This window comes from Burkholderia sp. Ed8 (assembly GCF_040761425.1).
Lineage (GTDB): Bacteria > Pseudomonadota > Gammaproteobacteria > Burkholderiales > Burkholderiaceae > Burkholderia > Burkholderia seminalis.
This window is the reverse complement of record NZ_CP142886.1, coordinates 3,294,802-3,309,186: the sequence shown is the minus strand read 5'-3', so window position 1 is coordinate 3,309,186 and position 14,385 is coordinate 3,294,802. Positions and strand designations below refer to the sequence as shown.

13 protein-coding genes and 1 other RNA gene are annotated in these 14,385 nt (G+C 67.4%); 7 read left to right on the top strand and 7 right to left on the bottom strand.

Annotated elements, in window-relative coordinates:
* The 7 genes from VXM69_RS29090 to trxA all read right to left on the bottom strand — a co-directional run bounded on the left by VXM69_RS29090 (position 1) and on the right by trxA (position 7,199).
* On the bottom strand, positions 1-1,833 hold the full coding sequence (locus VXM69_RS29090) for a glycosyltransferase family 39 protein (RefSeq protein ID WP_124669688.1): 1,833 nt from the start codon (positions 1,831-1,833) through the stop codon (positions 1-3).
* Between the two features lie 110 nt (positions 1,834-1,943).
* Entirely contained in the window at positions 1,944-2,207 is a 264-nt protein-coding gene (locus VXM69_RS29085) for a type B 50S ribosomal protein L31 (RefSeq protein WP_034188651.1), read from the bottom strand.
* A gap of 157 nt (positions 2,208-2,364) precedes the next feature.
* Positions 2,365-3,198 carry a zinc-dependent peptidase gene (locus VXM69_RS29080; RefSeq protein ID WP_200086432.1) on the bottom strand — a complete coding sequence of 278 codons (834 nt, stop codon included), beginning with the start codon at positions 3,196-3,198 and terminating at the stop codon, positions 2,365-2,367.
* 38 nt (positions 3,199-3,236) lie between these two features.
* On the bottom strand, positions 3,237-4,793 hold the full coding sequence (locus VXM69_RS29075) for an MFS transporter (protein ID WP_367189635.1): 1,557 nt from the start codon (positions 4,791-4,793) through the stop codon (positions 3,237-3,239).
* Entirely contained in the window at positions 4,790-5,290 is a 501-nt protein-coding gene (locus VXM69_RS29070; protein WP_034188648.1) for a MerR family transcriptional regulator, read from the bottom strand. Before VXM69_RS29070 ends, VXM69_RS29075 begins: the two co-directional genes overlap by 4 nt.
* Before the next feature lie 125 nt (positions 5,291-5,415).
* Positions 5,416-6,678, bottom strand: coding sequence for a transcription termination factor Rho (gene rho, locus VXM69_RS29065; protein ID WP_006478662.1), 1,263 nt, complete (start codon positions 6,676-6,678; stop codon positions 5,416-5,418).
* A gap of 194 nt (positions 6,679-6,872) precedes the next feature.
* The gene (trxA, locus tag VXM69_RS29060; RefSeq protein ID WP_006402348.1) at positions 6,873-7,199 is read right to left on the bottom strand and encodes a thioredoxin TrxA; all 327 of its coding nucleotides are present in this window, start codon (positions 7,197-7,199) and stop codon (positions 6,873-6,875) included.
* Between the two features lie 390 nt (positions 7,200-7,589).
* Here trxA and ffs point away from each other — a divergent pair.
* The 7 genes from ffs to VXM69_RS29025 all read left to right on the top strand — a co-directional run bounded on the left by ffs (position 7,590) and on the right by VXM69_RS29025 (position 14,383).
* Positions 7,590-7,688: signal recognition particle sRNA small type (ffs, locus tag VXM69_RS29055), an RNA gene on the top strand.
* A gap of 127 nt (positions 7,689-7,815) precedes the next feature.
* Positions 7,816-10,179 carry a DNA polymerase III subunit gamma/tau gene (locus tag VXM69_RS29050; protein ID WP_367189633.1) on the top strand — a complete coding sequence of 788 codons (2,364 nt, stop codon included), beginning with the start codon at positions 7,816-7,818 and terminating at the stop codon, positions 10,177-10,179.
* Between the two features lie 95 nt (positions 10,180-10,274).
* Positions 10,275-10,601 (top strand): YbaB/EbfC family nucleoid-associated protein, encoded by a 327-nt coding sequence (locus tag VXM69_RS29045; protein WP_014896896.1) that lies wholly within the window; start codon positions 10,275-10,277, stop codon positions 10,599-10,601.
* Between the two features lie 31 nt (positions 10,602-10,632).
* On the top strand, positions 10,633-11,229 hold the full coding sequence (gene recR / locus VXM69_RS29040) for a recombination mediator RecR (RefSeq protein WP_006478665.1): 597 nt from the start codon (positions 10,633-10,635) through the stop codon (positions 11,227-11,229).
* A 48-nt stretch (positions 11,230-11,277) separates the two neighbouring features.
* Positions 11,278-12,483, top strand: coding sequence for a CaiB/BaiF CoA-transferase family protein (locus VXM69_RS29035; protein ID WP_034188646.1), 1,206 nt, complete (start codon positions 11,278-11,280; stop codon positions 12,481-12,483).
* Positions 12,484-12,692: 209 nt separating this feature from the next.
* Positions 12,693-13,454 (top strand): 5'/3'-nucleotidase SurE, encoded by a 762-nt coding sequence (gene surE / locus VXM69_RS29030; protein WP_034188645.1) that lies wholly within the window; start codon positions 12,693-12,695, stop codon positions 13,452-13,454.
* A complete protein-coding gene (locus tag VXM69_RS29025; protein ID WP_367189632.1) occupies positions 13,451-14,383 on the top strand; it encodes a protein-L-isoaspartate(D-aspartate) O-methyltransferase in 933 nt (310 codons plus the stop codon). Before surE ends, VXM69_RS29025 begins: the two co-directional genes overlap by 4 nt.
* Positions 14,384-14,385: the final 2 nt, after the last annotated feature.

Sequence of the window (14,385 nt, the reverse complement as noted above, 5' to 3'; positions counted from 1 at the left end):
TCAATCGGCCGCCTGGCGGCGCGCCGGACGCCGCTTGACGGGCGTCTTCGGCCGCTCGATGCGCTCGTACAAGCGGAAGCGCTCATCGCGGTCGGCGACGCGGCGGCCTTCCCACACGAGGCGCCACACATACTGCGACATCGCGCTCGGCTCGCCGAAGTCCGAACGATCCTGGCGCAGGATCACGTCGCAGTCGCCGGAGAAGTCGAAGTGCATGTTGCCGAAATACGCGAAGGTCGCGATCTGCGCATCGCCGAGCCGCACGGGCGAGATGCACTCGTAGTCGGACGGCAGGTGCACGGCGATCTGTTGCGCGACATCGCGATAGGTCCGGCCGTAGTTGACGATCGGCAGCCACAGCGTCATCAGCAGCACCCACATCAGCGTGGTGCCGGCGCCCGACAGCACGACGCTGCGCCACAGCACCTTCGGCTGTCGCGAGATGCGCCAGCGCGCGAGGAAGCACCAGCACACCGTGACGATCACCGCGCAGATGAACGACAGGATCTTGAAATGCGGTTCGTAGCCGGGCACGAGCCGCGCGAGGTTGCGTGCGAGCGGATGCGGGAAGCCCGTGAGCGAGGCGAGCCATACGAGCCATACGAAGGTGCCGAGGATCGTGAAGCTCAGCACCGCGAACCAGTCGATCGCATTGATCGCGCCGCGCTTGAGGGTCGGCAGCGCGAACGTGGCGAGCACCGCGAGCGGCGGCAGCAGCAGCATGTACATGCGGTTCGACTGCTGGCTCTGCAGGATCACGAGCGCGACGAGCGGCACGGCAACCGACAGCGGAATCGCGATGTGCGCGCGGCGGCGCATGCCGGCCCAGCTCCACCAGGCCCAGATCGCGAGCGGCCACGCCGGCCACGTGAACAGCGGCAGGTTCTTCGCCGCATAGCCGAGCACGGCGGTCGGCGGCCCCGAGAAGCGCATCAGGCTGCCGTGGATCCACTGGTTGAAGAACCAGGCGGCGTCGTCGGGCGCCGCGACGAAGGCGGCGAGCGGCCACAGCGCGAAGATCGCGGCCGCGAGCGGCACGCCGACCAGCGGCAGGCGCAGGTTGCGCATCTCGGGCGTGACGAGCCACAGCGCGGCCGTGCCGGCGAGCAGCGCGGCGACCAGCACGGGGTTGCCCGACAGCGCGACGAGGCCGATCGCGACGCCCCACCACAGCGCGCCCTGCAGCGGCTTGTCGATGCCGCGCACGATTCCGTACACGAGCATCGCGATCCACGCGAACTGCGCGAGCTGCGGCGTCGTTTCATGGCCGCGTTCCGCGAGGCCGAAGCACGCGACGAGCACCAGCAGCGCGCCGTCGGCGAGCGTGCGGCCGTAGTCGCGCGGCTCGGGTTCGCCGCCGAATGCGTATTTGAACGGCTGTACCTCGGCGCGCCGGCCGAGCAGGTAGGCCGCGTACCAGACGAAGGCGCACGCGACGCAGAACAGCACGCCGGTGTCGACGCGCGACGCGTTGCTGGCATCGACCCACGGGCCGAGGCCGCGGATCGACAGCGCGCCGAGCCAGTAGCCGAGCGGTCCGTCGGTCGTGATGAACTTGCCGACCAGGTTCGGCAGCAGCCAGTCGTGCCAGCTGCCCTTGGCCATCGTCCACATCACGCCGAAGCCCGCCGCGTCCTCGTTTTTCCACGGGTCGCGGCCGAACAGGCCGAACGCCGCGTAGACGAGGCAGAGCGTGAGCAGCAGCCAGCGCGGGAGCGCGCGCGTGGCGGAGGCGGTGAGACGGACGACAGGCTTCATGCAGATGAGCGTTTTGTTATGGGCGGGCGCCTGGCGCGGTTGCGCGCGGGCGAGCCGGTTTCGAGCATCCGGCATTGTAGACGCGCCGGCCGCGCCGCGTCAGGTCGATGCCCGGACGCTTCCGGGCGAGCAGAGACGAAAAAGGGCAGCCTGGGCTGCCCTTTTGTGCGATGCCGATGCGAAGCTTACTTCGCGATCTTGCCGCTGGCGCGTGCGCCGAACTTGTTCTTGAACTTCTCGACACGGCCTGCCGTGTCCATGATCTTTTGCTGACCCGTGTAGAACGAGTGCGATTCCGACGACACTTCGATCTTGGCGAGCGGGTAGGTCTTGCCTTCGTGGTCGATGGTTTCACGCGTCTGGATCGTCGAGCGCGTGATGAACTTGAAGCCGTTCGACATGTCTTGGAAGACGACTTCGCGGTAGTCCGGGTGAATGCCAGGTTTCATGATTTTCCTTGGTGAGAGCGGTAGCCAACCCGCCGCTTGCCGTGCCTTGCCGCCCAAACTGGCGCGATTCGGTTGACGTCAAGCCCGGCGCGAGCCACTTGCCTAAGGTCGAAAAACGGCGATTATGCCAGAAAATCAGATGGTTGACGAATAATTTTCACGGTGCGTCGAGTGCGCCGGTGCCGGCCGGATCCTGCCGGTAGTAACGCGCGAGCACCCGGTACAGCTCCGGAAATTCGGACTCGAACGCTTTCGGCCGCACGAACAGCGCCTCGCTGCACACCGCGAAGAACTCCGACGGGTGGTCGGCCGCATACGGATCGATCAGCGAGTCCCGCTCGAAGCGCGCCCATGCACGGTCCGGCACCGCGTCGACGCGTGCGCAGAACTGGTCGTACGCGTGTTCGAACACGTCGGACCAGGCCTGCGCGTCGAGGTGCGGCGCGTGCCAGCGGCGAAATAGGGGCGGATAACCGTCGGCCGCGCCGTTGACCATGTCGATCTTGTGCGCGAATTCGTGGATCACGACGTTGTACGCGTCCCGGCCGTCCGTCATCTGCGCGTCTTCCCACGACAGGATCACCGGCCCGCCTTCCCAGGCCTCGCCGCTCGCGTCCTGCTCGACCTCGTGGACGACGCCGTCCTCGTCCTGCACGGTCTTGCGGATCACGAATTCGCCCGGATACACGACGACGCCGACCCAGCCGTCGTACAGCGACAGGTCGAGATTCAGCACGGGCAGGCAGGCCTGCGCGGCGATCGCGACGATCATCTCGTCGGTCAGCGCCAGCCCGTGCGCGGTCGAGAACGATTTCTTCGCGATGAACAGGCTCGTCAGCTCGCGCAGCCGGCCGAGCGCGTCGGGCGCCAGCGCCGCGAGGAACGGCAGGCGCTCGACGGTGTCCTGCCACAGCGTGTCGGAGATCGGGTGGCTGCGCAGCGCACGGTCGCGGCGGCGGTCGTCGAACCAGCGGGTCAGTTTTGAAAGCATGGAGACGGCTGACGATAATCCAAAGCCTGTCTTTTAACTCAATCGATCTCTTTTTGCCATGCCGCGAAGACGCCGCCGACCAGCGCGACGCCCGCCAGGAAGTAAAACCCGTCGAGCGATGCGAGGAGCGATGCCTGTTGCGCGACCATTCGCGCGATCGACGCGATCGCGAGGGCGTGCGCCTCGTTCAGCGCGTGGCCGGCGGCGGCGTAGCTGTGCGTCAGCGCGTCGGTGGTCTGCTGGAACAGCGGGTCGAACACGTTCGCACGCTCGACGAGCCGCGTCTGGTGCACGGCGACGCGGTGCTGCTCGACGATGATCACCGACGACGTCGCGAACGAGATCGTCAGTTGCCGCACGATGTTCTTCAGCCGGTAGCCGTGCGTGTATTCGTCGATCGCGAAGATCCGGAACGTCAGGTTCGCGACCGGCAGCACGATGAAGAGCAGCAGCAGCCCGCGCAGCAGCAGCGGGACGATCAGCGCGGCCTCGCCGACCTGCGGCGTCATGCGCGTCATCCATAGCGCGGCCGCGACGGCGATCGCGAACCCCGGCACGACGAACCACTTCTTGTGCGCGACGAGTTTCGCGTAGCGCAGGTACGCGAACAGCGCGGTGGCCGAAATCAGCGACATCGTGCCCACCAGGCGGCCGGCGTTCTCGACCGGATAGCCGAGCCCGCCTTCGAGAAAGCGCGACGTCAGGTAACTGAACCCCGTCGTCTCGTAGTAATAGAACATGTAGAGCAGCAGCCCGACCTGGAAGGTCCGCTCGCGAAACGCATGCAGCCGCACGAGCGGCGTCGGGTGGTTCCACTGGTGATACGCGAACCACGCGAGCGCGCCGACTCCCGCGATCGTCAGCAGGATCAGCATCGGTGAACCGCTGTAGAGCTGGTAGTGCACCTGCTGCAGCACGATCTGCAGCGCGCCCTGCGCGAGCGCGAATACGACGTACGGCCAGAAGTGTCCCGAGCCGCGTTCGTCGTCGGGCGTGCGGCCCGAGTCGGGCAGCGTGAGCAGCGCGAGGATCGCGAAGGCGATGCCGGCCGGTGCCGTGCACGCGAACAGTGCACGCCAGGTCGAATGCGCGACGAGCAGTCCGCCGACGATCGGCGCGAGCGCGCTGCCGAGCAGGATCATGATCAGGAACGCCCGCGTCGCGGGCGGCCGTTCCTGCGGCTTGAAGCTGATCTGGATCAGGATCCGGCAGGCGCCCATCATCGGGCCGATGAAATACCCCTGGAAACCGCGCGCGAACGCGAGTTGCAGCGATGTGTCGGCGAGCGCCGACGCGATCGCGCCGCACGAGAACATCAGCATGCAGCCGGCGACGTAGCGGCGATGGCCGAGCCGGTCGACCCACCATTGCTGCTGCAGGATGCCGAGCACGGCCGTGACCGCGTACGCGCTCGACGACCAGACGAGTTCGTCGGGCGATGCGTTGATGCCGCCCGCGATGTAGCTCGCGAAGAACGAGAAGACCGCGTTGTCGAAATAGTCGATGCCGGTGACGAGCGCGAGCGCCCACGGAAACAGGTCCGTGCGCAGGTTGGCGCGGCTCCACAGCGGCGCTCGGCCGGGCACCGCGTTCATTCGCGATCCTTGCGGGGGCGTCGCGTGCCGGCTTCGGCCCGCCGCTGCGCGATGAGTGCGTCGGGGTTTTCGCCGGCGAGGCGCCGTTCGACGTAGTCGATGTCGTGCTGCAGTTCCTTGCGCAGTGCGACGGCTTCCTTCAGTTCGCGCTGGACGGCCGCGATCCGCCGGTCGAGCGTGTCGATCTGTTCGGCGAGGCCCGTGCGGATGTCGCGCAGCGACGCGTCCGAATAGCGGCGCCGGCCGTCCCCCGTTTCTTCCAGCGGGCGCTTCAGCATTTCAGTGATGCCGTGCAGCGAGAAGCCGAGCGCGCGCAGCCGCAGGATGCGCGCGAAACGCTCGAGATCGGCTTCGTCGTAGAGGCGGTAGCGGCCTTCGCTGCGCGACGGCGTGACGAGCCCGCGCTCTTCGTAATATTTCAGCGTGCGCGGCGTGACGCCGAGCCGCGAAGCGGCGTCGCTCACGGTCAGCAGTGCGGGGGAGGTGTCGTTCGGCATCGGGCGTCGGAGGGGCGGGGCGATGACGCGATTATAGATCGACCTGTACGTTTACGTTCATGTTGGGGCGAAAAAACGGCCGCCGGGCTGGATGCGCGGGCGGCCGTTTTGCGAGGCGAGGGCGATCAGCCGCCGCGACGCATCAGGTCGAAGAACTCGGAGTTGCTCTTCGTCTGGCGGATCTTGTCGAGCAGGAATTCCATTGCCTCGACTTCGTCCATGTCGTGGATGAACTTGCGCAGCACCCAGATCTTTTGAAGGATCTCGGGCTTGATCAGCATTTCTTCGCGACGCGTGCCCGACTTGTTCAGGTTGATCGACGGGTAGACGCGCTTTTCCGCGAGACGCCGCTCGAGGTGCACTTCCATGTTGCCGGTGCCCTTGAACTCTTCGTAGATCACGTCGTCCATGCGGCTGCCGGTTTCGATCAGCGCGGTGCCGATGATCGTCAGCGAACCGCCTTCCTCGATGTTGCGCGCCGCGCCGAAGAAGCGCTTCGGACGCTGCAGTGCGTTCGCGTCGACACCGCCCGTCAGCACCTTGCCCGACGCCGGGATCACGGTGTTGTACGCGCGGGCGAGACGCGTGATCGAGTCGAGCAGGATCACGACGTCGTGCTTCATTTCGACGAGGCGCTTGGCCTTCTCGATTACCATTTCGGCGACCTGGACGTGGCGCGTGGCCGGTTCGTCGAACGTCGAGGCAATCACCTCGCCGGCGACCGAGCGCTGCATTTCGGTCACTTCTTCAGGGCGTTCGTCGATCAGCAGCACGAACAGGATCACGTCCGGGTGGTTCTGCTTGATCGCGTGCGCGATGTGCTGGAGCATCACGGTCTTGCCCGACTTCGGCGACGCGACGAGCAGGCCGCGCTGGCCCTTGCCGATCGGCGCGATCATGTCGATGATGCGGCCCGTGACGTTTTCTTCGCCGCGCATTTCGCGCTCGAGCGACAGCGGCTTGTTCGGGTGCAGCGGCGTGAGGTTCTCGAACATGATCTTGTGTTTCGAGGCCTCGGGCGGCTGCCCGTTGACTTTGTCGACCTTCACCAGCGCGAAGTAGCGCTCGCCGTCCTTCGGCGTGCGGACTTCACCTTCGATGGTGTCGCCGGTGTGCAGGTTGAAGCGGCGGATCTGCGACGGGCTGATGTAGATGTCGTCGGTGCTGGCGAGATACGACATTTCCGGCGAGCGCAGGAAACCGAAGCCGTCCGGCAGCACTTCGAGCGTACCGTCGCCGAAGATTGTCTCTCCCGTCTTGGCGCGCTTTTTAAGAATGGCAAACATCAACTCCTGCTTGCGCAGGCGGTTCGCGTTTTCGATCTCCAGGCCATTGGCCATTTCGATCAGTTCGGAGACGTGCAGAGACTTGAGCTCGGATAAATGCATACGGAGAACCCGCCAGGGAGGAGAAGCGACGAAAGAAATAAGGGAGGAGGGCGAGCGGAAGCGCTCAGAGACTTAAATGCGTCTTGTCGACGTTTTTTAATTCTAGCATAGGCCGATTCGCGCTTGAGCGAGCGATCGGCGGCTTGGCGACGGACGTGTTGCCGGCTGACAACACGTCCGTGAGCCTGCCCGTATTACAGGTGGCTGTCCAGGAATGCGGTGAGCTGCGACTTCGACAGCGCGCCGACCTTCTGCGCGGCGGCCGCGCCGTTCTTGAACAGGATCAGCGTCGGGATGCCGCGCACGCCGAACTTCGCGGGCGTCGCCTGGTTGTCGTCGACGTTGATTTTCGCGATCTGCAGCTTGTCGCCGTAGTCCTTCGCGACTTCGTCGAGGATCGGGGCGATCATCTTGCACGGGCCGCACCATTCGGCCCAGAAATCGACGAGCACGGGCTTGTCGGACTTGACGACGTCCTGTTCGAACGATGCGTCGCTGATGTGTTTGATCTGTTCGCTCATTGGGTCAATACCTCTTACGGTTCGGGGACTGCCTGCTTGCGCGTTGCGGCGTACCGGCCGCCGTAGGCTGCCGGCCGCTGCGGCAGGTCACTCCGCTCCCCGGAAAGGAGAGGCGTGGGCGCTGCATGCCGCGGCTCGCGGGTCGTTCGGGCGTCATATTAGCCTAAATTGCTATCTGCTGCGGGCGGCGATAGTAGCCGCTACGCGAGTAGGGGTACGACGCGGCGTTCGACCGTTGTGCCACGCAGGTGGAGGCTGGCCGGCGGATTACAAGGGGCGGGTGCGCATGTGCGTCGTGCGAACGGATGGCGCGCCGGTTTGCCCGGCGATATTTGCATTGAGGCGAACAAACGGTCGCATTTGTCCGGGAGCGGTGATAGAATATGCCGTGACGGGCCTCCTCGCATGGTGGGGCGGTGAACCTGGTCAGGTCGGGAACGAAGCAGCCACAATCGTTTTCCGCCAGTGCCGAGGGTTGGGCTCGTCACCTTCCTTCTCGCCCCGTTCGCCGGGCGTTTTTTATTTCCGCGTCACACTCCGTTCGACCCGTACCTTGCCCGTTCTCCGCACCGTTTCGCGTGTCGGCGCGACGCAGCGTTACTGATACAATTTCCCGATGACCTATCAAGTTCTCGCACGCAAGTGGCGTCCGAAGGATTTCGCTTCGCTCGTCGGCCAGGAGCACGTCGTCAGGGCGCTCACGCACGCGCTCGACGGCGGGCGTCTCCATCACGCCTATCTGTTTACCGGAACCCGCGGTGTCGGCAAGACGACGCTGTCGCGGATCTTCGCCAAGGCGCTCAACTGTGAAACCGGCGTCACGTCGCAGCCGTGCGGCGTGTGCCGCGCCTGTCGCGAGATCGACGAGGGCCGTTTCGTCGACTACGTCGAAATGGATGCCGCGAGCAACCGCGGCGTCGACGAGATGGCCGCGCTGCTCGAGCGCGCGGTGTACGCGCCCGTCGATGCGCGCTTCAAGGTCTACATGATCGACGAAGTGCACATGCTGACGAACCACGCGTTCAACGCGATGCTGAAGACGCTCGAAGAGCCGCCGCCGCACGTCAAGTTCATCCTGGCGACGACCGATCCGCAGAAGATTCCCGTCACCGTGCTGTCGCGCTGCCTGCAGTTCAACCTCAAGCAGATGCCGGCCGGGCACATCGTGTCGCATCTCGAGCGGATCCTCGGCGAAGAGCGCATCACGTTCGAGCCGCAGGCGCTGCGCCTGCTCGCGCGTGCGGCGCAGGGCAGCATGCGCGATGCGCTGTCGCTCACCGACCAGGCGATCGCCTATTCGGCGAACGAAGTGACCGAGTCGGCCGTGTCGGGCATGCTCGGCGCGCTCGACCAGACTTACATGGTGCGCCTGCTCGACGCGCTCGCGGCCGGCAGCGGCCCCGAAATCCTGACGATCGCCGACGAAATGTCGCTGCGCAGCCTGTCGTTCTCGACCGCGCTGCAGGATCTCGCGAGCCTGCTGCACCGGATCGCGTGGGCGCAGTTTGCGCCGGGATCGGTACTCGACGAATGGCCGGAAGCGGCCGACCTGCGCCGCTTCGCGGAGGCGTTGAGCCCCGAGCAGGTTCAGCTGTTCTATCAGATCGCGACGGTCGGTCGCGCGGAGCTCGGTCTCGCGCCGGACGAATATGCCGGTTTCACGATGACGCTGCTGCGGATGCTCGCGTTCGAGCCGGCTGTTGCCGCCGGCGGTGCGCCGGGCGGCCAGCCGTCCGTGCCGCGTGCCGTGCCGGCTCCGCGCGCTGCCGCGGCATCGGCCGCTGCGGCGAAGCCGGTGTCGGCTGCGCCCGCCGAGGCGGCGCGTCCGCCGGCTGCGGCGGCTGCGCCGATCGTACCCGCCGCGCGTCCGGCGCCGGCTCGATCCGGCGAAGAAGCCAGCCCGCCGGCGGCGAAGCCGGTTGCCGTTCAGGCGCAGGCGCCTGCGCCGGTCGACGCACCTGTCGTCGAAACGCAGCCGGCTGGAACGGATGCCGCGCAGCAAGCGGCGCCGGCCAGCGACGTGCCGCCACCCGCCCGCAACGAACCCGAGCCGCCCGCGGCCGGCGTCGCCGCGGTTGCATCGCGAATCGAGGAGCCGGCCGCACCGGCCGCGCCGGCACCGCGCGCTGCGTCGCCGGAACCGGCTGCCCGTCCGGCCGCGCGCGCAGGCGGTGCCGCCGCCGCGCTCGACGTGCTGCGCAATGCAGGAATGCGCGTGTCGTCCGATCGCGGGCGTGCGGGCGCCGCGCCGAAGCCGGCCGCCCAGCCGGTCGTCGAAAAGCCGGCCGCGCCGCGTCCCGCCGTGCAGGTGCCGACGCCGCGTGCTGCCGCCCGTGCGCCGCAGGCTGCCGATGCGCGCCCGACGTCGCCGCCGTGGGAGGACATCCCGCCCGACGACTACGTGCCGCTCAGCGCCGACGAGATGTTCGGCGGCCCTGACGACGGCTTCGTGCCGGTGTTCGACAGCGGCCCCGACGATGTGCGCGTGATGCCGAAGCCGGCGGAAGCGCGTCCGTCCGTGCCGGTCGACACGCGCCCGTTGCCGCCCGCGATCGCGCTGGATCCGGTCGGTTTCGACGGCGAATGGCCGGCGCTGGCCGCGCGCCTGCCGCTGAAGGGCGTCGCGTACCAGCTCGCGTTCAACAGCGAACTGACGGCCGTCGATGCGACCACCCTGAAACTTTCGGTGCCGGTGCCGCAGTACGCGGATGCCGCGCAGGTGGCGAAGCTGAAGGCGGCGCTGGCCGATGCGCTCGGCAAGCCGGTCGAGGTAGCCGTCGAGGTCGGGCCCGCGCGGCGCACCGCGGCGGCGCTCGACGCGGCCGCGCGCGCGGCACGCCAGCGCGAGGCCGAGCAGGAGATTCACGGCGATCCGTTCGTCCAGCAGCTCGTGCGCGACTTCGGTGCGCGCATCGTCGACGGCTCGATCCGTCCGCTCGCCGATTCGGCGCCGGACGGCGTGCCGCCGACGCTGCATTGAACTGACCGCCCCGCGACAGGCATAATCACGCCCCGCACACATTGGCCGGCACGCGCCGCGTGCCGGTTTTCACACGATCAAGAAGGAGTATTCCCATGTTGAAAGGCAACCTCGCCGGACTGATGAAGCAAGCGCAGCAAATGCAGGAAAACATGAAGAAGATGCAGGAGCAGCTTGCGCTGATCGAAGTCGAAGGGCAGTCGGGCGCCGGCCTCGTCAAGGTGACGATGACGTGCCGCAACGAAGTGCGTCGCGTCGCGATCGACCCGAGCCTGCTCGCGGACGACAAGGACATGCTCGAGGATCTCGTCGCCGCGGCGTTCAACGACGCGGTGCGCAAGGCCGAAGCGACGTCGCAGGAAAAGATGAGCGGCATGACGTCGGGCCTGCCGCTGCCCCCGGGCTTCAAGCTGCCGTTCTGAGCGCGGCGTCCGTGCCACCGTTTGCCGCCGTATGAAACAGCCGTCCGCCCTGTCCGCTCTCGTCGAAGCGTTGCGCGTGCTGCCCGGTGTCGGGCCGAAATCCGCGCAGCGCATGGCGGTCCACCTGATGCAGCACGACCGCGAGGGCGCGGAGCGGCTCGGCCGGTCGCTGCTGTTCGCGACCGAGCACCTGCAGCACTGCGAGAAGTGCAACACGTTCACCGAAGCGCAGATCTGCGAGGTCTGCAGCGACGAGGAGCGTGATCCGACGCTGCTGTGCGTCGTCGAGACGCCTGCCGATCAAATCATGCTCGAGCAGACGATGACGTACCGCGGGCTGTATTTCGTGTTGATGGGGCGACTGAGCCCGCTCGACGGGATCGGCCCGAAGGAAATCCATTTCGACCGCCTCGTGCGGCGCGCGTCCGACGGTGTCGTCAAGGAGGTCGTCCTCGCGACCAACTTCACGAACGAGGGCGAAGCCACCGCCCATTACCTCGGCCAGACGCTGAAGGCGCGCGGCCTCGCGGTCACGCGTCTCGCGCGAGGCGTGCCGGTCGGCGGCGAGCTCGAATACGTCGACGCGGGCACCATCGCCCGTGCGATGCTCGATCGCCGCACGATGTAAGCCGGGCGCCGCCGGCAGGCGGCGCCGTTCCTCATGCCAGGGAGACACATGAGCACCACCCAGGGCCCGCTCGCGGGCGTCAAAGTGCTCGAATTCGGAACGCTGATCGCGGGGCCGTTCGCGTCGCGGCTGTTCGCCGAATTCGGCGCGGAAGTGATCAAGATCGAGGATCCGAACGGCGGCGACCCGCTGCGCAAGTGGCGCAAGCTCCACCCGGAGCAGGGCGGCACGTCGCTGTGGTGGTCCGTCCAGGCGCGCAACAAGAAATCGGTCACGCTCAACCTGAAAGCCGACGCCGGCAAGGCGATCGCGCGTCAGCTCGCGAGCGAGGCCGACATCGTGATCGAAAACTTCCGTCCGGGCCTGCTCGAGAAGCTCGGGCTCGGCTACGACGTGCTGTCGGCCGACAACCCGGGCCTCGTGATGGTGCGCCTGTCCGGCTACGGTCAGACGGGCCCGTACCGCGACCGGCCCGGCTTCGGCGCGATCGCCGAATCGATGGGCGGGCTGCGTCACATCACCGGTTATCCCGATCTGCCGCCGCCGCGCATCGGCATCTCGATCGGCGATTCGATCGCCGCGCTGCACGGCGTGATCGGCGCGCTGATGGCGCTCCATCACCGCAAGGTCAACGGCGGCGCGGGGCAGGTGGTCGACGTTGCACTATACGAGGCCGTCTTCAACATGATGGAAAGCGTGGTGCCCGAATACGGCGTGTACGGGATGGTGCGCGAGCGCACCGGCGCGTCGCTGCCGGGCATCGTGCCGTCGAACACCTATGCGTGCCGCGACGGCAGCATCGTGATCGGCGGCAACAGCGACCCGATCTTCAAGCGGCTGATGAAGGCCATCGAACGCGACGACCTCGCCGACGATCCCGCGCTTGCGCAAAACGACGGGCGCGTGCCGCGTACGCAGGAGATCGACGACGCGATCGCCGCGTGGCTCGCGCCGCGCACGATCGACGAGGCGCTCGTCGTGCTCAACGCGGCCGACGTGCCGGCCGGGCGCATCTACAGCGCCGCCGACATGTTCACCGATCCGCAGTTCGTCGCGCGGCAGATGATCCAGCGTTTCAAGCTGGCCGACGGTACCGACATTCCGCTGCCGAACATCACGCCGAAGCTGTCGGATACGCCGGGTGAAACGCGCTGGCTCGGGCCGGAACTCGGCGAGCATACGGACGAGGTGCTGCGCGGCCTCGGCTACGACGCGCAGGCGATCGCCGCGCTGCGCGAAGCGGGCGCGATCTAGGGGAAGCGCCCGCGGACCTGTCGCGTCGCGCCAGATCCGCGACGGGACGGCTTTCGAGAAGGAAAAACCGGGGCAGCCACGCGTTTTCCCGGGCATGCGGAAGGCCGCCGCGCAATGCGGCGGCGCACCGTGCGCGCATGCGTGCCCCGTCCGTCCGCGCTCGCCGGACTGTCGCTCTCGCGCCATCTTTCCTCGGTTACAATCGCCGGATGCGAATCCTACTCAGCAACGACGACGGCTATCTTGCCCCCGGTCTCGCCGCGCTCAGCGAAGCGCTGCAGCCGCTGGGCGAGCTCACGGTAATCGCGCCCGAGCAGAACTGCAGCGGCGCGTCGAATTCCCTCACGTTGTCGCGGCCGCTGTCGGTGCAGCGTGCGGCGGGTACGGGTTTCTTCTACGTGAACGGCACGCCGACCGATTCGGTGCACGTCGCGTTGACGGGGATGGCCGGCGCGAGGCCGGATCTCGTCGTTTCCGGAATCAACAACGGCCAGAACATGGGCGAAGACACGCTCTATTCAGGGACAGTTGCGGCCGCCACCGAAGGCATCATGTTCGGCGTGCCGGCCATCGCCTTCTCGCTGGCCGACAAGGGTTGGGCCCATCTGGCGGACGCCGCGCGCGTCGCCGCGGAAATCGTCGAGCACTACCTCGCGCATCCGCTGCCGGGCAACCCGCTGCTGAACGTCAATATTCCGAACCTGCCGTACGACGCGCTGAAGGGCTGGCAGGTCACGCGCCTGGGCAAGCGTCATCCGTCGCAGCCGGTGATTCGCCAGACCGACCCGCGCGGCGAGCCGGTCTACTGGATCGGCGCGGCGGGCGCGGCGCTGGACGCGAGCGACGGCACCGATTTCCACGCCGTCGCAAACGGTTTCGTGTCGATCACGCCGCTGCAGCTCGACCTCACGCATACGCAGATGCTGCCCGCGACGCGCGAATGGGCGCGCGCCGGAGGGCGGGCTTCATGAGCGGCGAGCGCGCGAAGCGGTTTCCGCTCGCGCTCGAAGATCTCAAGCGAGCGCCACGCAAATCGGAAGGTCGGACCGGTGAACGCCATGCGGCGGGCGCGGTGTCGAAGGCGGCCGACAAGCCCGCTGCCGTGCTGAAACCGGTTGCGGTAAAGCCCGCTGCCGGGCGGTCGGCGTTGCCCGGTTCCGTCGCCGCGAAGCCCGCGACCGCGCCGAAGCCGACCGCGCCGAAGCCCGCGATGCCGAAACCGGCTGCGCCGAGCGTCGCGCCGGCCGGCGCGTTCGCGCTCACGTCGGAACGGGTGCGCGAGCGGATGGTCGAACGACTGCGCGCGAACGGTGTGACCGACGCGCGCGTGCTGGACGCGATGGCCGCGGTGCCGCGCCACATGTTCGTGGATCCGGGGCTCGCGACGCAGGCCTACGAGGATTCGGCGTTGCCGATCGGCCACCAGCAAACCATTTCCAAGCCGTCGGTCGTCGCGCGCATGATCGAGCTCGCGATGGCCGGCCGCACACTCGAGCGCGTCCTCGAGATCGGCACGGGATGCGGCTATCAGGCCGCCGTGCTGAGCCACGTGGCACGCGACGTGTATTCGATTGAACGCATCAAGCCGCTCTACGAGCGCGCCAAGCTGAACCTGCGGCCGCTGCGCGTGCCGAACATCCGTCTGCACTACGGCGACGGGCGTGTCGGCCTGCCGTCCGCGGCCCCGTTCGACGCGATCGTGATCGCGGCGGCGGGGCTCGACGTGCCGCAAGCGCTGCTCGAGCAGCTCGCGATCGGCGGGCGGCTCGTCGCGCCGGTCGGCGCGCAGAGCGGGCAGCACCAGGTGCTCACGCTCGTCGAGCGCGTCGCGCACGCGCAATGGCGAGAGTCCCGGCTTGATCGCGTTTTCTTTGTCCCTTTAAAATCCGGAGTGATTTGAAA